The sequence below is a fragment of the Herpetosiphon giganteus genome, assembly GCF_016907925.1.
Taxonomy (GTDB): domain Bacteria; phylum Chloroflexota; class Chloroflexia; order Chloroflexales; family Herpetosiphonaceae; genus Herpetosiphon; species Herpetosiphon giganteus.
Window position 1 is genome coordinate 48050 of record NZ_JAFBCZ010000030.1, and the last position, 19094, is coordinate 67143.

At 50.8% G+C, this 19094-nt stretch carries 18 protein-coding genes and 2 tRNA genes; 3 read left to right on the forward strand and 17 right to left on the reverse strand.

Annotation, left to right across the window (positions count from 1 at the left end; all coding sequences use genetic code 11):
* Window positions 1-24: 24 nt before the first annotated feature.
* The 10 genes from JOD20_RS21450 to JOD20_RS21495 all read right to left on the reverse strand — a co-directional run bounded on the left by JOD20_RS21450 (window position 25) and on the right by JOD20_RS21495 (window position 9657).
* The gene (locus JOD20_RS21450) at window positions 25-1428 is read right to left on the reverse strand and encodes a TadA family conjugal transfer-associated ATPase (RefSeq protein WP_204757239.1); all 1404 of its coding nucleotides are present in this window, start codon (window positions 1426-1428) and stop codon (window positions 25-27) included.
* Window positions 1429-1446: 18 nt separating this feature from the next.
* Window positions 1447-2700, reverse strand: coding sequence for a CpaE/TadZ family protein (locus JOD20_RS21455; RefSeq protein ID WP_054535583.1), 1254 nt, complete (start codon window positions 2698-2700; stop codon window positions 1447-1449).
* A 19-nt stretch (window positions 2701-2719) separates the two neighbouring features.
* On the reverse strand, window positions 2720-3802 hold the full coding sequence (locus JOD20_RS21460) for a CpaB family protein (RefSeq protein ID WP_204757240.1): 1083 nt from the start codon (window positions 3800-3802) through the stop codon (window positions 2720-2722).
* 194 nt (window positions 3803-3996) lie between these two features.
* A complete protein-coding gene (locus tag JOD20_RS26915; RefSeq protein WP_204757241.1) occupies window positions 3997-5136 on the reverse strand; it encodes an acyl-CoA dehydrogenase family protein in 1140 nt (379 codons plus the stop codon).
* A 35-nt stretch (window positions 5137-5171) separates the two neighbouring features.
* Complete coding sequence (locus JOD20_RS21470; protein WP_204757242.1) at window positions 5172-6566, reverse strand: acyl-CoA reductase; 1395 nt, start codon at window positions 6564-6566, stop codon at window positions 5172-5174.
* Window positions 6556-7122 (reverse strand): hypothetical protein, encoded by a 567-nt coding sequence (locus tag JOD20_RS21475; RefSeq protein ID WP_204757243.1) that lies wholly within the window; start codon window positions 7120-7122, stop codon window positions 6556-6558. Before JOD20_RS21475 ends, JOD20_RS21470 begins: the two co-directional genes overlap by 11 nt.
* Entirely contained in the window at window positions 7119-7655 is a 537-nt protein-coding gene (locus JOD20_RS21480) for a methylated-DNA--[protein]-cysteine S-methyltransferase (protein WP_204757244.1), read from the reverse strand. The genes JOD20_RS21475 and JOD20_RS21480 overlap by 4 nt, the downstream gene beginning before the upstream one ends.
* A 5-nt stretch (window positions 7656-7660) precedes the next feature.
* On the reverse strand, window positions 7661-9436 hold the full coding sequence (locus JOD20_RS26920) for a BACON domain-containing protein (RefSeq protein WP_204757245.1): 1776 nt from the start codon (window positions 9434-9436) through the stop codon (window positions 7661-7663).
* 41 nt (window positions 9437-9477) lie between these two features.
* Window positions 9478-9563, reverse strand: a tRNA-Leu gene (locus JOD20_RS21490).
* A 17-nt stretch (window positions 9564-9580) separates the two neighbouring features.
* Window positions 9581-9657: transfer RNA gene (locus JOD20_RS21495), tRNA-Pro, on the reverse strand.
* 482 nt (window positions 9658-10139) lie between these two features.
* Here JOD20_RS21495 and queD point away from each other — a divergent pair.
* Genes queD through JOD20_RS21510 form a run of 3 tightly spaced genes read left to right on the forward strand, consistent with a single transcriptional unit; the run spans window position 10140 to window position 12880 of the window.
* Complete coding sequence (gene queD, locus JOD20_RS21500) at window positions 10140-10541, forward strand: 6-carboxytetrahydropterin synthase QueD (protein ID WP_204757246.1); 402 nt, start codon at window positions 10140-10142, stop codon at window positions 10539-10541.
* Complete coding sequence (locus JOD20_RS21505) at window positions 10538-11230, forward strand: 7-carboxy-7-deazaguanine synthase QueE (protein ID WP_110514235.1); 693 nt, start codon at window positions 10538-10540, stop codon at window positions 11228-11230. Before queD ends, JOD20_RS21505 begins: the two co-directional genes overlap by 4 nt.
* 21 nt (window positions 11231-11251) lie before the next feature.
* A complete protein-coding gene (locus JOD20_RS21510; protein ID WP_204757247.1) occupies window positions 11252-12880 on the forward strand; it encodes an oligosaccharide flippase family protein in 1629 nt (542 codons plus the stop codon).
* 285 nt (window positions 12881-13165) lie between these two features.
* Here the strand turns inward: JOD20_RS21510 and JOD20_RS21515 are convergent, their stop codons facing one another.
* The 7 genes from JOD20_RS21515 to argS form a co-directional block, all read right to left on the reverse strand.
* The gene (locus JOD20_RS21515) at window positions 13166-14536 is read right to left on the reverse strand and encodes a peptidase MA family metallohydrolase (protein ID WP_204757248.1); all 1371 of its coding nucleotides are present in this window, start codon (window positions 14534-14536) and stop codon (window positions 13166-13168) included.
* A gap of 49 nt (window positions 14537-14585) precedes the next feature.
* Window positions 14586-14993, reverse strand: coding sequence for a hypothetical protein (locus tag JOD20_RS21520; protein ID WP_204757249.1), 408 nt, complete (start codon window positions 14991-14993; stop codon window positions 14586-14588).
* Window positions 14994-15007: 14 nt separating this feature from the next.
* Complete coding sequence (locus JOD20_RS21525; protein WP_204757250.1) at window positions 15008-15475, reverse strand: hypothetical protein; 468 nt, start codon at window positions 15473-15475, stop codon at window positions 15008-15010.
* A gap of 25 nt (window positions 15476-15500) precedes the next feature.
* Window positions 15501-16043 (reverse strand): hypothetical protein, encoded by a 543-nt coding sequence (locus tag JOD20_RS21530; RefSeq protein WP_204757251.1) that lies wholly within the window; start codon window positions 16041-16043, stop codon window positions 15501-15503.
* Window positions 16044-16070: 27 nt separating this feature from the next.
* Window positions 16071-16394, reverse strand: a complete 324-nt coding sequence (locus JOD20_RS21535; protein WP_204757252.1) for a hypothetical protein — start codon at window positions 16392-16394, stop codon at window positions 16071-16073.
* 43 nt (window positions 16395-16437) lie between these two features.
* Window positions 16438-16725 (reverse strand): hypothetical protein, encoded by a 288-nt coding sequence (locus tag JOD20_RS21540; RefSeq protein WP_204757253.1) that lies wholly within the window; start codon window positions 16723-16725, stop codon window positions 16438-16440.
* A 154-nt stretch (window positions 16726-16879) separates the two neighbouring features.
* A complete protein-coding gene (argS, locus tag JOD20_RS21545) occupies window positions 16880-18610 on the reverse strand; it encodes an arginine--tRNA ligase (RefSeq protein ID WP_204757254.1) in 1731 nt (576 codons plus the stop codon).
* Window positions 18611-19094: the final 484 nt, after the last annotated feature.

Below are 19094 nucleotides of genomic sequence, written 5' to 3' on the forward strand. Positions count from 1 at the left end.
TTCCTTTCTAGCGAGTAATGCCGGTTAGTAAAAGCGCTCTGAACTATTGCCAAAGACGTTGGGTGGTAGGTAAATATTCAAGGCTTCAAAGCGATCAAGGAAGCGTGGTCGAACGCCAGTTGGCCGCAACGACCCTACAATCTTACCACGTTCATCGAGACCAGTTTGCTCAAAGACAAAAATATCTTGCAACACCACCAGATCGCCTTCCATGCCGGTTACTTCCGAAATGGCCATAACCCGCCGCGAGCCATCTTTAAGCCGCGCTTGTTGCACAATCAACTCAATCGCCGAAGCAACCTGTTCGCGAATAGCTTTCAGCGGCAAGTCCATCCCCGACATCAAACACATGGTTTCGATCCGCGCAATCGCGTCACGGGGCGTATTGGCGTGCAAGGTGGTCATGGAACCTTCGTGGCCAGTGTTCATGGCTTGCAACATTGCCAAGGTCTCACCACCGCGACATTCGCCGACGATAATCCGCTCAGGCCGCATCCGCAAGCAGTTGATAATCAAATCGTTGATTGAGATTTCGCCCTTGCCTTCAATATTGGCAGTGCGCGATTCGAGCGAAATAACGTGATCTTGTTGTAGTTGCAATTCGGCAGCGTTTTCAACCGTAATCAAGCGCTCATCTTCAGGGATAAACGAAGAAAGCACATTTAACAAGGTTGTTTTGCCCGAACCAGTACCGCCAGAGACTACGACGTTAATCCGAGCGCGGACACTTGCCGAAAGAAAGTCCATCATCTCGCGGCTAATCGCGCCAAACCGCACAAGGTCGTCAGGCCCAAGCGGTTTTTTGGAGAATTTACGAATGGTAATAACCGGCCCAATCAAGGAAATTGGCCGAATAACTGCGTTAACCCGCGAGCCATCTTTGAGCCGAGCATCGACCATGGGCGAGCTTTCGTCGACCCGCCGACCAAGCGGCGCAACAATCCGATACAACACCCGCATCGCATGTTCATCATCGATGAAGGTTGTGCCCGAAAGCGTCAGCTTGCCCCGTTGTTCGATGTAAATCTTATTTGGCCCGTTGACCATAATTTCCGAAATACTATCGTCTTTGAGCAGTGAATCGAGCGGCCCCAACCCAACGATGTCTGACATCAGCGATTCGACTAATTGGAGGCGTTCAACCCGACTGAGCACGATATTTTCACTATCGAGAACGGCACTTAAGAGATCTTCGACTGTTTGGCGGATTTTGGTTTCATTCGTGCTGTTGACATCACGAACTTCTTCGGTCAAGCGGCGCTGGACCCGATGGCGAACGTCAAGCAGACGATCTTGAGAAGAAACTGCAGCAGAGCGCGGAATAGCTCCATCAGGGCGTGTGGCAGCAGCACTTGGTTGTGCTGCTGCTGTAGGTTCGGAAGCCGAGGATGGGGACGTATTTCCTGCAATACGCTTTAGGAGCGACATAAGCCACCCTCCATGCGTCTAACGTTTGGTTAATCGAGCGAAGAGACCCTTGGGTTCTTCTTTTTTCGGTTGCTGTGGACGGGCACCTTCGCGACTTGTGCGGGTTGTGCCTGAGATGAGATAGGCTAGGTTAGCAACATCAATTGAAATCTGATGGCGTGGCTGATCGATAATTAATGGTACGCCGCGGTTAATCGCGTTAACCATTTCAAAAGGTGCGTTGCCAATTTGGGCCGCAACCTTATGTTGAATATTGGCCTCGACTTGATCAACCCGAATGCCAAATTTAGCGTCGGCTTTGTTCAAGACCAAAACCAGTTTTTCGTCGTTGTAGCCAAGCAACTCGGCAACTTCTAGAAACTGGCGAATATTCTTAATCGACGAGAGTTCCATCGTCATCAGCAAGACAATCCGATGGGCTGCATCAAGCACCGCCATAGTTTGGTCTTGAAATGAGGATTGAGTGTCGACGACCACATAATCGTATTCGCGGCGCAAGGCCTCAAGCACGGTTCGCACATGATCAGCGGTCACCAACTCGCCCATTTGTGGGTTGGCAGGAGCCAGCAGAATCTTAATTTGCGAAGCGTGAGTGGTCATAACATCATTCATCAAATCTTTATCAAGATCATCAATCCGTGAGGTGAGATCGTTGATCGTTTTGTTGCTATTGATGTTGAACATCACCGCAATATCGCCAAACAGCAAACTTGCGTCAACCAAACAAATTTTACGGTTACCAGGCAACAGCTTGAGCGCAACTGCTAAGTTGGCAGCGATTGCACTCTTGCCGGTGCCACCTTTGGGGCTATAGACAGCAATAATTTGGCCGGTTGATTGATCAGATTCCTCGACCTGTTGCGCCGCAACCACAAAGCGACGTTGGGTTTGTTGTAAACGATACACTTCACGGATGCTACCGGCAAGTTCATCGCCGCCAACAGGCTTGGTAAGAAACTGACGTGCCCCAGCCAACATTGCACGGCGCAGGTAATCGGTTTCGCCTTGCACGCTCATCATAATAACTTGCGTGTTGGGCACCTGCGCCATGATGGCCTCAGTTGCTGCAATGCCATCCATATCGGGCATGTTAATGTCCATCAAGACAACATCGGGTTGAATTTGCTTGGCCTGCGTCACGGCCTCGCGCCCTGTTGCCGCTTTGCCAACAACTTGCATATCCTTCTCAAAAAACAATAATTTTTCGAGGTTATCACGAGTATCTGCAATATCGTCAACAATTAGTACGCGAATTTTATCGGACTCAGCCATGCAATTCTCCTTGGTTGTATTAAGGCGTTTGAGTTGGCACTGCTGTTGGCAATGGTTGTTGTTGTGGTGCGTTGGGCAATGGGAATGGAATGACAACTGGTGGTTGTTGTGGTGGCTGTGGTGGTGCAGGAGCATCCAACAGTTTCACAATCATGTTTGGTTGGGCATAGACTTGTGCTACACCATATAAGCGCATCAACAAGTCCATCGTTACTCCAGTTGTTACAATTTGATCATCTTGATCATCAGCGCGCCGCACGACTACATTTAGTGTACTACCAGTTTTGGCTTTTGTATATTCCAAAATCTCAACTTGTTGCGACGTTAAGGCAACCACAATTTGCCATTGTGAGCCTTGGTTGAAGACTGGTTCTGGGGTTGGTTGTTGCTGAACCGGAGCGCCATCAACCACAACCTCAATCGTTGGTTGGGCCGCAGCTGGGGCCGCACCAGTTGGTTGACCATCAGGCGAAACCAGTGGCGGGGCAACAACTTTTAATACCCGGACGTTTTGAGCAAGCACATGAGTGCTAATGTCCAAGTATTTTTCATCAACGAGGCTGACAACCCCATCGGCGGCTGACCCAAAGCGCAAGTAGGGTTGCTCAAGGCTATAGCTGCCAACAATATCAATGCTGTTGCCTTCAGCAACAATCCCACCAATATCGCTGACAAATAAGTTATAAGCTTTGGGCGATTCGGCACCTGGTTCTGGGGTTGGCAATTTTTCGGCAATCCCAGCGTTACGGAAGGCCGATTTTTTGATCCGCTCGCCACCAAGAATACTGCTGGTCGTTACCTTGCCTTGCACTGCACTGAAAAATTCTGCTTCAAGCACATCATCGGGGGTAACTTCGGTGGGTTGAACTTCAACAACATTAAAATATTGCTCAAGATCGCTGCCAATTAGCTTGTTAGCGTCAATATCCGTCGCCGCTTCTAAGACCCGAACATTGGGAATTGGCAAAGCAGTTGGCTCAATTAATGAAGGATCATTTGGTTGGTTGGCCCGCTCCTTGCTGAAATACACATAACCACCAGCAAGCACTGCTATCAAAACAACGACGGCAATAATCATGCCCAGAGCTGAGTTTTGGCGCATAAAAATACGTCCTCCGAAACAATATTGGGAGCTCGTGAGGCAAGCGTGCCCCCGTTTTATGGTGAGGTTCGCGGCTATTATACACGATCGATCAACTGTTCATCACAGCTTTGCAATCAGATCACCTAGCCAACTTGTTAAAGATCGGTTAAATAATGAACCAGCATTGGCAATGCTGGTTCATCATTAGAAGCTTATTTGGCAATCTCACGCGAAATGACCAAGCGCTGAATTTCGCTCGTGCCTTCGTAGATTTCGGTAATCTTGGCATCGCGGAAGTAGCGCTCAACGGGATATTCTTTCGAGTAGCCATTCGAGCCGAAGATTTGCACGGCTTTGGTGGCTGTCCACATGGCCGTTTCCGAGGCATTGACTTTGGCCATCGCCGCCGCCGCAATGTAGTTTTCACCCTGATCTTTGAGCCACGCAGCATGATAGGTCAACATGCGCGCTGCTTTGATTCGCGTCGCCATATCGGCCAAGGTAAAGCCCACTGCTTGGAAGTTGATAATCGATTGGCCAAATTGCTCGCGGACTTTGGCATAATCCAAGGCTGCTTCATAGGCTCCTTGGGCAATTCCCAAAGCCTGCGAGGCAATCCCAATCCGCCCACCATTCAAGATGGTCATAGCGATTTTGAAGCCTTCGCCTGGTTGACCAAGCATGCGGCTTTTATGCACTCGCAGCTCATCATAGGACATTTGGGCCGATTGCGCCGAACGAATGCCCAATTTATCTTCAACCTTGAGCACCGAAACCCCAGGCTCGCTGGTATCGACTAAAAAGGCGCTGATGCCTTTTACACCTTTTTCTGGCGCAGTCATGGCCATCAACAAAATGGTGTTGGCTTTCGAACCATTGGTAACCCAGTTTTTGGTGCCGGTAATCACATAATGATCGCCATCTTCAACCGCGCGGGTTTTCTGGGCTGCTGCATCCGAGCCAGCGCCAGGCTCCGAGAGCGAGAACGCACCAAGCTGCTGGCCGCTTGCCAATGGAGTCAGAATGTCGCGTTTTTGTTCTTCCGTGCCAAATTTTTCAATCCCAGCACACACCAAGGAATTGTTGACCGAGGCAATGACCCCAACTGAGGCATCGACCCGCGAAAGCTCCTCGATCATAATTGCATAGGAGATGTAATCGAGGCCAGCCCCACCATAGGCTTCATCGATTGCAACGCCCATAAAGCCCAATTTCCCCATTTTTTGCACAATGTCGGTCGGCCAAATTTTATGCTCATCACGCTCGGCAACTGTTGGCCGAATTTCACCTTCGGCAAATTCGCGAGCTGCCTTGCGCATAAATTCCTGATCGTCCGAGAGCTTGAAATCCACGTTGATTCCTCCAAATGTGTCGAATTACTGCTTAATTATAGGTGAAGATCGCTCGATCGTTCTGCATCGACCCAGCGGACTAAACTGCGTAATGGGTCGCGCCCATCGTGATGCCACGCTGCCTGCGGAAACGCCTGTTGCCCAGCATGGCAAATTCGCACTACGCCGATTGTCGCCAGCGCGTCAGCCAATTCGGCCCGCTGCTCAGAACTACATACCAGCGTAGCACTTTGCAGATGCTGACGCAATGGGCTTAATCGCTGCTCAAGCGCATCAAGATTGGTCACTGGCACAAGTTTAATCAGCCGCCCTGTTGTGGTTGGCACGCTTTCGCCTTGATCAACCACTACCAGCCACAGCTGATCGGGCGCGCTCAAAAGCTGAATTGGTTGGCCGCTCAACGCTTGCCACTCATACTCATCAGCACTCCGACGCGTCGCAGCAATGATTGAATCACTCGCCGGATAACGCTGGCTCACAGCAGCCAAACTTTGGTTCAATAGCGCTGCAAGCTGGCTTAATTGGGCAGCATTCGGTGCTTCGACAAACAATGCTTGCGGCGAGACACAGCCTTGTTGCTCAAGCATCACACAATCAGCAGCCAAATGAGCGGCAATTTCAGCCAAATTTGGCGCAGCAAACATGCTTTGGCTAAGATAGCCAAATGAGTAGCGCGAGCCATAATCAAGCCAACGAATGTGCGCTGGGCTACGCTGCCGCACTGCCGCAATCGCTTGATCGCTGGCGTTGGCAATAATTGCCTCAGTTGTGGCCAAAAGTGGATCTTCGAGCGCCTGATCGCCGCCGCTCCACCAAAGCACCGCGATACTCTCAGCAAGCTCTGGGAGTTGTTCGATTAGGCTGCTGGCAAATGCCGCGGCCCATAATGGCTCGCCGCGCGCAACTTTCAGCAAGCTTGGCGACTTAACCAAAAGCGCATCAATTAAGCTTTGAATCGCGACTCCAGGCACGTTGCCAGCGCAAATATGCCAGGTTAGGCGTGGCCCAAGCACGCGACTTTCGCCGACCACGCTTGGCCGCCAGCCATCGAGCAGCAACGGATCGCCGAATTGCTCATTGAGCCGTTGCCAAAGCCGCGGCGCACGCCAATCGGCCAGCATCCGGTCAAGCACAGTGCTCAGCATGGCTTGGTTGTAGCCATTAATCTGGGGCAGTTGATTGAGTAATTGCACCCGTGGCGCATAATCTGGCGCAAGCCATTGCGCTGCCGCCCGATCAATCGCCGCGACAATTTTGGCGATTGGCAGGCCCTGCAGGGTTGTGGCACTAGCGCGCAAACGCTCGGCAAGTTGCAGCATGTGGACGGGGCTTGGCGCAAGGATTGGCAAACGCAACGAGCCAAATTGCTGGCTGGTTTGGGGCCAAGCCAGCGCTGGCGGTAAACACCACGTTGGCAATTCAACGCTCATTGGTTAATGCAGCCATACATGCCTCGCGAATTGCCCATGCTTTGGTGAGGCTCAGGCCTTGGCTAGTGGCCCATTTCAAGAGGAAATTGCGATGCACCGTGCGTTTGTAATCGCCAATTTGATCGGGTGTAATTTGTTGCTCTTCAAAAAATTGCAAAATTGGCTCGGCATTCGCAGAACGGGTTACATCGATATTCCAGCGGCCATAGCGCAAAAAACAATGAGCTTCGGGAATCGCAGTTAAACTATTTGATTCCAAGGTGTGGCCAACCCCTGGCGTATTCTTGCCATCCATCAAATAAATGCCAAAATACAAATTAATTGGCAGCGCCAATTCGCGGGCCAACTCGGCCAAGAAGGCATGTTTGGTGCTGCTCGTGCCCCGTTTTTCGCTGACAACCAAGCGCCAATCGAGCGGGTTGGTGTTGCGGCCAAAGGGCAGGGTCGCAATCCAGCGGGCAACTGCTTGATAATGTTCTAATCCTTGGGAGATTAGGCTCGCGCTTATTGGCAAATCGGCATCGAGCGGCACATCAGGCAAGCGTCCAACAATCATGACATCATCTCCATAGAATATTTGGCAGTAACCGGAATTGCTTCACGCGCAAGCAGTTGTTGTTGGCGGCTGCGGCCCCAGCGATAGTAGCCAAGCCCATGCGGTGAACTTTTTAGCCGATGACAGGGAATTATTAAGGCCAAAGGATTGCTGCGCAACGCTTGATTGATCGCATAGGCAGCATGGTAGGGCCGTGGCAATAGCTCAGCCAATTGTTGATACGACCATTGTTGGCCATAGGGAATTTGGATTAACTGGTGCCAAATTGCGTGCTGTTGCGCCGAACCTTGCCATGCAATCGGCACGCTAAATTGGCTGCGTTGGCCAGCACAATAAGCTTGATATTGCTCAATGGCCTGTTCAAGCATGGGATTTGTGCGATAGATCAGCAAACGATCGGGGTGAGTTTCGGTTAATTCAGCCAACAACTCACTATCGTCGTCGGCAAAACTAGCCAACAACAAGCCTTCGGGCGCTGCTGCAAGCAGCAAACGCCCAAAAGTGGTGGTTTGAATAAGGTAATCGATCGCCATAGCTGCTATTTTCTAACGAGCGGCAAATAGACTGGATCAAGTTGATTCACGACCCGCAACGTTACTTGAACCGTGCGGGGAGCCAAACCATTGCCATTAACCCGAAACTGATAGGTATAGGTTCCGCTGCTTAGGCTACCAACTTGTGCCCTGATCGTCAAATTGGTTGTGCCAACCAAACTGCCGCTACTTGGCGTAACGCTCAGGCCAGCAGAGACGTTGCTAATTGTCCAATTGAGCGCGGTTTCGCTATCACCGTTGCTGAGCGGAATAATGGCCGCTGCCTCGCCGCCACCAACTTCAGCCAATAAATTCACCGAAGTCTGAATGTTGATACTGGCAGGCGTTTTTTGCACAATAAAAATCGGATCGTTGGTAAGCACAATGCTGGCAGTTGTGCCATTGATCGTTGGCGTAAATGTTTGGTTATTGCGGGTGCGGAAAATCCACTGTTTGCCCGCAGTCAGCGGAAACTGAATTGTGGTATTCGCGCCAGGAGTCCACAGCACATCAATCTCGGTGCTGCCACGGCTATAGCGATAGGCATATACGCCGCCAGTGTTATTGCCATTGCCAACATAGGTGTGAGTATGCACGCCAGCGCGTGGTCCCAGTGGCGTGGCGTTATTCAACAAGCCAGCCATCGTTTGAAAGGCTGCATAGGCAGATTTTGGCGTGTAATCATTATTCGCTAAATTGCCAAGCATTTCTGAGCCGCTGAAGGGATGGCCGCCATTGAAAGCATCTTCAAGCTGCAACCAATTAATATGTTGCACGCCCATTTGTTGGGCAATCACAAAGCTGCGAATCAAGTAGCGGGCTTGATTTTCGGCACTCACCACGGGACAACTTGCCGAGCCTGGGCTAGTGCACCAGCCAATCTCAGTAATCCAAATTGGAGCTTTGGGACGGCCAATGTCGTTACTTAGCCAATTGCGCGAGTTGAGCAAACGGCCTTCTAGAGTGACGGTTGCAAACGTGCCAATCGAATCGGGGGCGATGGTTGGCATGTAGGGGTGAATCCCCAGCACATCAAAGCTATTTTTGGCCGCAGGCACTTGGCGAAACGCGCCATTATTGCCATTCAGAAACTCAAGCCCATCGCTAAAACCATCGAACACATAGACCCCGCCAGCCACCACAATCGCCGTTGGGTCGGCTTGCTTAATTGCGTTATACGAAGCGACCAAAATTTCGCCATAGCGGCGGCGGCGCAACGCTTCGTTATTATTGATTGAACTCCATGTTTCGTGAAAATTCGGCTCGTTCCAAATTTGCCATGCAGCGATGCGCGGCGAGCCAGGAGCATCGTTAAATCCATCGCCATCGTAGCGCTCGACCATCCAGGCTGCAAACTCGGCATACTGGGCGGGATCGCTTGGTGGACACCAATAGTTATTGTTGCCAGCGCACGAAGGCTCACGCGCCCAAGCTGGGGTTGTCAGAAGCATGCCGATAATCCCAAGATTGGCATCGGCGACAGTTTTGATGCGGCTATCGTAGCTAGTTCGAAAATTGCCATTGCTTGGCTCGATTTCGGCCCATGGCAATTCTTCGAGCGACCAATGAGCGCCCGCTTGGGCCATTTTCTGGGACAGTAGCGGCACATTATCGCCAGTAGTGATGCGCTCGTTTTTAGTGAGGTAGCCATTAATGCCCCACGGCGTGATCGCGCTTGGCTGCGCGGTCGGAGCATCGGGAGTAGCAGGCGCAGGGGTAACAAACCCAAACAAAAATACAAGCAATAAACCTAATTTACGCAAATTAACAACCTCGTGCACAAAAAAAATCAACTGTGTACATTATACACAGTTGATCGAGTTGGTGCCGAAGGTGGGAGTCGAACCCACATGAGGTCGCCCTCAATGGTTTTTGAGACCATCGCGTCTGCCATTCCGCCACTTCGGCTTCTTGATGTTGTTAACTGGTCGGGGCGCCGCGATTCGAACGCGGGACCTCTTGAACCCCATTCAAGTGCGCTACCGGGCTGCGCCACGCCCCGTCAAGTTCTTTGGCTCTCAGTCACGACAGCCGCATTAGATTACCACGAAAGCTGATCCTTGTCAAATTGGAGGATTGGGGGCTAAAAGAATACACTTTTGATCCACGAAGGGCACGAAGGGCACGAAGCTTGAAACCGCGAAGATCGCGAAGAGACACGAAGAATGGTTTAGCCACGAATTGCACGAAGAATGGTTTAGCCACAGATTGCACAGATTATTGTGATGATGTTTGTACTTGCCAATAGCCCCAGCCATCATTATTTTCCTTCTGACTTCTGACTTTCGTTTTCATCCCTCATAATTCATACTTCATCCTTCGGTCCCTCTGCGCATCTGCGTTAAAAACCTAGCCCCTGAATCCTGATTCCTACCACCTCTGTTCTATGCTCTATGTTCTACTTGCCCCATCCCCATGGTACAATAGCCATGTGCGTCAATCGTTGGCGCTTTTTTTGCCATTTAAACACCTAGTAGATCTTTTATGCACGCCATTCTTACCAAACAATTTCGCTTTGAAGCAGCCCATCAACTTCCCAACCATCGCGGCAAATGTGCGCGGCTCCATGGCCATTCCTATTTGCTTGAGGTCAGCGTGCGTGGGCCGATTCAGCCTGCCCGTGGCCAAAGCGACGATGGCATGGTGATCGATTTAGAACAAATTAAAGAGGTGGTCAACGAAATTCTGATTGCCCGCGTTGATCACTATAATCTCAACGATCTTTTGAGTTTGCCAAGCACCGCCGAAAATATCATTCATTGGATGTGGGATGAGCTTGAACAACAAGCGCCAGAATTTGGCGCGCTGCTGTGGCGCATGCGACTGTGGGAAACCGCCAGCGGCTACGTCGAAATTAGCCGCGCCGAACGCGAGGCCCAGCCATGAATGTGATGGAAGTCTATCGCTCGGTTCAAGGCGAAGGCACCTTGATGGGCGTGCCAACCACGTTTGTGCGCTTTTTTGCCTGCAATTTGCGCTGTAGCTGGTGCGATACCAAATATTCGTGGAGCGTCAAAGAGGGTGGCAAATGGGAGAATTTGCCAATTGCTACGCTGGCCCAACGCATCGCCGAACAGGGCGCACGCCATGTTGTGCTAACTGGCGGCGAGCCAATGTTGCAACGCGAATTACCAGCGCTCGCCCAAACCTTGCGTGCAGCAGGCCATCACCTAACCGTCGAAACCAATAGCACCATTTTTCGCCCCGAACTGATCGAGCAGATCAATCTTTGGAGCTTATCGCCAAAATTGGCTGGGGCCAACACTGGCATGCTGCGGCTCGAACCGTTGCGCCAATTTATGCAACTACCAGCCGAACGCCAACAATGGAAATTTGTCATCACTGGCGAGAGCGATTTAGCCCAATTGCATCAATTTGTCAGCGAACATCAAGCGTTTGCTGAAGCCCAATTGCCAATTATTTGGCAGCCAGAAGGCCGCTGGGCCGAGCGCGATTATAGCCATGCCCTCGAATGGCTGGCCGAACGCGCCCAATTGCCCGAATGGCGCGCCTTCAACGTGCGCGTGCTGCCTCAAATGCATGTGCTCATCTGGGGCCAAAAACGGCTTGTCTAAGTTCTTCCAAGGGAGTTGTCTGTGGCAATACGATTGCTAAGCCAGCCAACAGTTTCAGTTAACGGTTGGATTGGAGTAGGCTTATTTAGCGTGGGTCTGATTGGCTTATTGGGCTTAACCTTGGCAGCAATTCGCCGTTGGAGCAAGCCGCGCCAGGCGACTGATGATCATTTAAGCACCATTGGCCGTAATGCCAGCATTCCCTTTGCCCTGCAACTGACCAGCCGCATGATCGATTTGGTCTTTGCGATGATTCTGTATCGCTTTTTGGCGATCGAAACCGTCGGAGCCTACGACTTTGCGGCGATAATCGTGGTCAGTTATTTTGGCACGATTGCCGATTGGGGCTTAACTGTCCTCGCAACCCACGAAATCGTGCGCCAACCAAGCCAAGCACCCCAAACTTTTCGCACAACGCTCTGGCTACGCCTGCGCTTTGCAGTTTTAGCGCTGCCCATCGCCATCATCTTTGTGCTGATCTATAACGGCTTAGCCGAAGCCAAAATCACGGCGGTTGGTCTGACGCGCGAGCAAATTACGGTTGTGGCAATTTTGATGCTGACCTTGTTTCCAGCGGCAATTTCGGCGAGTGTTACGGCATGGCTGCAAGGCCACGAGCGCTTGGTCGCTGCGGCGGTTGTTAATTTGCTGACCAATATTGGCAGCGCTGCTTTTCGCTTAATTGCCTTGGTTTTAGGTTTTGGCATTATTGGGATTGCCAGCGGAGCCTTGGCTGGGGCAGTTCTCAGCGCCCTGTTATTTTGGCTGGCGATGCGCCGTTTCTTCCCCGATGTGGCTTGGCGTGGCCCAACCTTGCCAGCCAAACCGCTGCTCAAAGAAGGCTATCCGCTGTTGCTCAACAGTTTGTTGATGACGATCTTCTTTCGTTTTGATACGATTTTATTGAGCGCCTTTCATGGTTTTGTCGTTACGGCAACCTATGGCGTGGCCTACAAACTGATTAATTTTACCCAAATTGTGCCGCCAATCGTGGTTAATGCAATTTTCCCCACCTTAATTCGGCGTTCTGGCGATGATCGAGCTGGCATGAGCCGCGCCTATGCTGGAACCTTGCGCATGTTGCTCAATTTGGCCTTCGGCATCGCCATCATTGCAACAATTGTGGCCGTGCCGCTTACCACATGGCTCGCCGATAAACCTGAATATTTGCCAGGCAGCGTCTATGCCTTGATGATTACGATTTGGTATTTGCCAGGCAGCTACCTGAATGGGCTGACGCAGTATGTGATCATCGCTTTGGGCAAGAAACAGGCAATTACCAAGGCCTTTGGCTTGACGGCGCTGGTCAATTTGGGTTTGAATATTTGGCTCATTCCACGTTATAGCTATTTTGCTGCTGCCACAATCACCATTATTTCCGAGCTTGTGTTGTTCGTGCCGCTATGGTTGGTATTGCGCCGCGAGAAAATTACGCTTAATTTGGCTGGGCTGCTGTGGCGGCCTGCGCTCTCGGCCCTGATTGCTGGTGGCGTTGGCTGGTTGTTGCTAGCAATCAATGTCTATTTAGCTGGCTTGGTAACCGGATTAATCTATGCTGCTGGCTTATGGTTCAGTGGCAGCATTGGCCAAACCGAACGCGAGCTAGCCGCACGTATGCTCAAAAAATTACGCCCACAAGCCTCAAATTAATCCACAGAACAACGATGAGGGAGCAGGTAGGTGGAACCGCCAAGAACGCGAAGGTAGGGAGTGCTTCCATATTGAGGAAACAGAGAAAGATCCAACACTCCACAATGTAAAATTTAGGGGGTGCAGGGGGATGAAAACCCCCTGCGTCTCCCGCCTAGAGGCGGGACGGAAGGGTGGTGATAACACATCATGGTTAATCAACCTACCTTTGTAAGGGAATTAAAGCCTCTGTGTTTCCCTACGGCGGAGGGACAAAAAGGAGGCGAATCATGGTATTTATTATTGCTACAACGGCAACATACGTTTGCGCATTGCCCGCCGCCGATCAATATTCCACGCCAAACCCAGCCCCACCAAAATAATCAGCCCAATTCCAACAATTTTTAGCCGCAGATTGAGTGATTTGAGCAATTCTGCTGCTTGGTTGCGGCCATTGCTATCGCCAAGTTGGCTAAATAAATTGGCGGCCTGCTCAATATTTTTGCGCGCTGCAACAATCCGAATGCCGTTCAAATCGCGGCGGGCGGTTTCGAGCAATTGCTGAGCTTTTAAGCCTTGTTCGGCGCGTTGCAAATAATCGTTGAGCACTTTTTGGCGCTCAATTTGGGCCAAATCGGCAAACAGCGGCAAGGCTTGCTCAATCGAAGTTTTGGCTTCGGCATAGCGGCCTTCCAACAGCGCTACCCGCGCGGCGGCAGCTGCATCTTCAGCTTGCACACCTTTGCGTGCCTGTTCGCGCAAGGCCGCAATCGCTGGATCATCCTTGATTGTCAGGGCAGTTTCGGCAGCAGCCAAGGCTTCGCTATATTGGCCAGCGGCGATCGCCGTTTCAATGCTTGCTTGATCAAAAGCCACACTCGGAGCCTGTTTCCAGCCACCATCGATCCAGGTTGGCAGCTGAGCGAGCCATTCGCTTTCGAGGCTTTCGGCACTGAGGCTATAGGCTTGGCTAAGCGCTGAACGATAGCCGCTGGCGGTGCGCAAGGCCTCTAAAAAAGCCAAAAAGCGCGCCATGCCATAGCGCTGAATCAAAAACGAAACCATCGACCAACTTTGGGGATAGCCCAAGGCCGGATTATCGTAGACCGCACCAGCACTATCTAAAGTTCGCCATGGCGCTAGTTGGTTATTTTCGAGTGCTTGTTTGAGCAAAGCAATTTTGTAGCCACTTTGGCTGGTCGGCACTTCCACATATTGAGCAATGCCTTCTTGCCACATCGTGCTTAAACGGCCATCGGAAAGCTCAGCAGCAATAATATGCATCAATTCATGGCGCACATTGTTGCGCAATTCCTCGTCGCTCATGCCAATGGTTTGTTGCACTGCAATGCTAATTTCGCGCCGCCCAGTGTGGGCGTGAGCCACAATGCCTTCGAGGTAGCGCGCCGCCGGATTGACCTGTTGATATAGTTCTTTAGTGGGGTAGATTCGCAGGGTCAGTGGTGGCGCAGGCCGATAGCCAATGATCGCCGTCACTTCCTCGTAAATTGGGTCGCTATAGCCAGCGTAGCGCTCGGCCTCGGCTTCGCTACCTTGAGGATACAAAATTGAAATATAGGTAGTTTTGCGTTCAAGCCATTGGGGAAGTTCGGCTTGGGCAAGCGCAGGCCGCGGCCAAACCAGCAGGATTAAGAGTAAACACAACAATCGGCGCATTGGTAGATCCCTTTCCTATGCGCCAATTGTACCATGGCTCAACTTAGCATTACCACGAACCGATTGAATCGCCGCTCTTGCTTGCCCACGAACCGCCTGAATCAGCACCACTTGAAGTCAATGACTCAAGCTCAAAAAAATCTGGATCAATCGGAGTGTGCAAGACGTTTGGCAAATGAACAGCTGGATCTTGATAGGTGTTGTAGCGCCAACGCGGCTTTTTGCGCGCAATTGTTGGGTCGTGCGCGCGCCGCGGCTCTAAGCGCGCTTGTAACGAGCGCGGGCGAAAAAAGATGATCCAGAGCGCATAACTCGACAAGAGCAACGTTGGAACCGTCACAATTGCCAAAAGCAGATTCAGCAAGCTCCAAGGCAACAGCAATTGCACAATGATCAAGCTTAACGAGCCAAGCCATACGATCACGGTTGGTTTATGCGGAGCAAGTTTTTGCACCATCACAATCATTCCTTTTACCACGAGCCGCTTGAATCGCCGCTGCTGCTATCGGATGAACTGCTGCTCGAATCGCTCGACCACGAGCCACCAGAATCGCCACTTGACCACGAGCCACCAGAATCACCGCTCGACCATGAACCGCTATCAAAGCTCGATGAACTGCCCGAATCGTTATTCGACCACGAACCACTATCAAAGCTTGAGCTACTATCGTTCGACCAACCAGAATTCTGGTTGGAATCCATCGACTGGCCGATATACATCCCTGTTGCTATATCAGCGCCTGTATGCGAATGATGATCAGAATGATGGTGATTGTGATGAAACGTTGGATTATTGTGATGCTGATGGCGGCGTTGCCCATTTGAGCGATAGTGTGAAGTATCGCCTTTTACGATCTTGATAATGGTCGATAGAAGAGCCAAAATCGCAAATCCAATGATGAATATGGGGATAAACGCGCCGATAGCTGAAAGCTCCATAACTTCTCCCTTGCTAACCTAATTGTTACCACGAGCCGCTTGAATCGCCGCTACTGCTATCGGATGAACTGCTGCTCGAATCGCTCGACCACGAGCCGCCCGAATCGCCACTTGACCACGAACTGCCCGAATCGCCACTTGACCACGAGCCGCCCGAATCGCCACTTGACCACGAACTGCCCGAATCGTTATGCGACCATGAACCGCTATCAAAGCTTGAGCTACTATCGTTCGACCAGTTCGAATCCCACGATTGGGCGGCATGCATGCCAGCGGCAAAGCCCATGCTTGCAGCGCGATCATCAGTAGCAAAGTGATTGTGCCCAGACTGCTGCATCGTTGGATGTTGATGCAACGATGGGTGTATATGTTGCTGATGAAACGAAGAATTATATCGACGGCCACGATACTGATTCGGATTGATATTCGATTGATAGTAATTAGGATTTTTGGCAGCTCGAATAATATGTCGCACCACGAATATAAATCCAATAAACATCAGAAACATGATGACGAACATAAAGATTGGCACAATAATGAATAGGAGATCGACTAATCCTGTATCCATTGAACCTCTCCCTTGCTAACCTAATTGTTACCACGAGCCGCTTGAATCGCCGCTGCTGCTATCGGATGAACTGCTGCTCGAATCGCTCGACCATGAGCTACCAGAATCGCCGCTATAACTATCGGAACTCCAGTTGGAATCGCTGCTGGAGCTAGAACCCCAATAGCTAGAGTTATCCGAATCGTTGCTAGAGCCATAGATATAGCCAGTGCTGCCATAGCTAGTGCCATGTGAATTTATGTCAGCACCATAGCGAGAACGCTTTTTGCTGGCATAGAAAATCCAGAATACGATCAGCACCAAAAACGGAATACAGCAACAAATACCATCCATGCGAAACGAAAAATTCATCGCGTGCCCCTCTCATGAAGTTTTCAATATCATTGGCTAGGTTCTAATCGTCGTCATCGTCATCATAATCATCATCGTGATCGTGGCGGCGGCCATAGTAGTGCTTTTTCTTATATTTTGGTCGGTAGTGGTTGTAATCGTGGGATTGATAATAGTGATCGTTTGAGCGATAGGAATGCTTCGAGCCTTTGAAGCGATAGGCGAATTGGTTATATAAGCCTTTGAGATTGCGCGTATGGACGAATTTTTTGGCAACCAAGGCCACAATGACCAAGCCAACGATCAGCACAACGGCACAAAGTACCAATCCAAGTAGCAGAACTTTAATCATGAATCACACTCCTTTATTGGTGTGGCTCTCGTGGATATGTACGCGGGTTTGGCATAAACGTTGCAAACGGGGCGCGAACGCTACGTTGAAGTGGTTGAGGCAGCGGCAATGGCCAATTATTGCAATTAATGAGCCATTGCCAACTATGGGGAAATTACATCCGTTCAGGAGCGGCAATTGAGAGCAAACCCAAACCGTTGCGCAAGGCTTGAGCTGTGGCAGCAACCAATTGGCCACGGGCAGCCCGCAGCGCCAAGGTTTCGGCCTTTAAAACTGGGCAAGCATCATAGAAAATTGCAAAGGCTTTGGCGGTGGCATACAGCCAATCGGCCACCACAGATGGCGCATAACGCTCAGCAGCATCAACAACTACTTGCGGCAACCGCGCTAGCTCTTTCAACAAAGCTTGCTCGGCTGGGTGGGTTAGCTCGCGGCCATTGTAATTTTGTGGCAAGCGCCCGAAATCGCGCAAAATCGAACAGCAGCGGGCATGCATATATTGAATATAGGCAGCGCTGTTGCCATCGAAGGCCAGCATACGATCCCAATCGACGACCACATCGTGCGCAGGGTCGTGCTGCAAATTGTGATAGATGACCGCGCCAACCCCAACTTGTTCAGCAACCTCGTTAAGCCATTCGCTGGTAAAGGCAGTTTTGGCTTCGATCGCTTTTTGTTTGAGCAGGGTTTTGGCCCGCGCACAAGCTTCATCCAACAATGGCTCCAAGTAGATTGTGGTGCTAAAGCGTGGGTGCGGATTCGCGCGCCCTTCCGGCCCCAAAATCATGCCACATGCCACGTGGGCCAAATCGGCTTTGGTGTAGCCCAAAGTTTTGCTGATGGTAAAGGCTTGGCGAAAATGCAATTCTTGGGCTTGCTTGACCACATAAATAATTTTGCTTGGTTGATAGAGTGCTTCGCGATATTTGATCGCGGCAATATCGCGGGTAATGTAGAGCGTGCTACCATCGGAGCGATTGAGCAACAAGGTTGGCAAAGCCTTGCCCTGTTCATCGAGCAAATCTTTGACGATTGCCACATGGCTATCGAGCTGGGCAATCTGGTAGTGCAAGGCTTCTTTGATCACAACTTGGGCTTCGCGGGCATAGAAACTTTCGCAATGTTGCACATCGAAGGCCACGCCTAAGCGCCGATAATTGGCTTGGTTGGCGTTCAAGCTCAAATCGACCAATTGTTGCAATAAGCTGATTGCTTGTGGCTCGCCGCTGGCCAGTTTGCTCGCCCATGCTTGGGCCAAATCGTGCACTTGATCATCGGCTTGATATTGCTGAGCTTGTTGCTCCAACGAGGCCAACATGCTTTCGCCATTGCCATTGCGATGCTGAAAATGCTGCATTGCGGCCAGCGAAATGCCCAATTGCGGGTCATAATCGCCCCAGTGGTTCATCCGAATCACTTGGTAGCCCAGCGAACGATAGATATTTACAATCGCTTGGCCAATCATGGTCGAACGCATATGGTCGACGCGCATACGTTTGGCAATGTTTGGCGACGAATAATCGACCACTACTGCTTGTTGTTGGCCGCGATTGCTACGGCCATAGGCGGCTTTCCCTTGGCCAATATCGTTCAGTACCGATTGAGCAAAGGTTATTGGGTTGAGCGAAAAGTTGACATACGCGCCCAAGGCCGTGGCTTTTAATACAAGGCTCTCATGGGTAAACTTAAGCGCATTTGCTAGGGTCTGAGCAAATTGGGCTGGATTACTTCCGCGCATTTTGGCAGCCCGAAAACATGGCAAGGCCAAATCAGCCTGCACGCCCGTGGCTTTGGGAGCGACTAAATCGATCAAATCGGCAGTTATTAATGTGGTGTCAAGCAATGCATCACGAATGGCTTGCTCAAAACGAGCAAAAGTGTCCATCTCAGGCTCCAAATCAGGCTAGCAAATTTTGGTCGTATCGACTCTATATCCTAACATAATGTCAGCAATTCGTAAGTCCTAAATTGGTCGGGCGCAAGACGGATTTATAGAAAAGGATGAAGGATGAATTATGAGGGATGAAGAACATAGAACATAGAGCATAGAACATAACTAGGCTCAATCTGTAGTAAAAAACTTAACCTTCGTGCTCTTTGTGTCCTTCGTGGATCAAATACTTAACGCAGCGGCGCAGAGGATGGGTGGCGATAGGCTATTTGTACTGATTCATTGCGTTAACAACGATTCCCCCCTCTCCCGCCCGCGAGGCGAGGGGGAACCACGAGACAAGTGCTCCCCTCGCCCGCGTCCAGTGGGAGAGGGGCTGGGGGCTTACTGCATGACATCGATTGCTCCTTGGAACTAAAAAGCTGACTCCATCAACGCTATCCGCTATGATATGGATGCTTAAACCTTAATCCTAGCA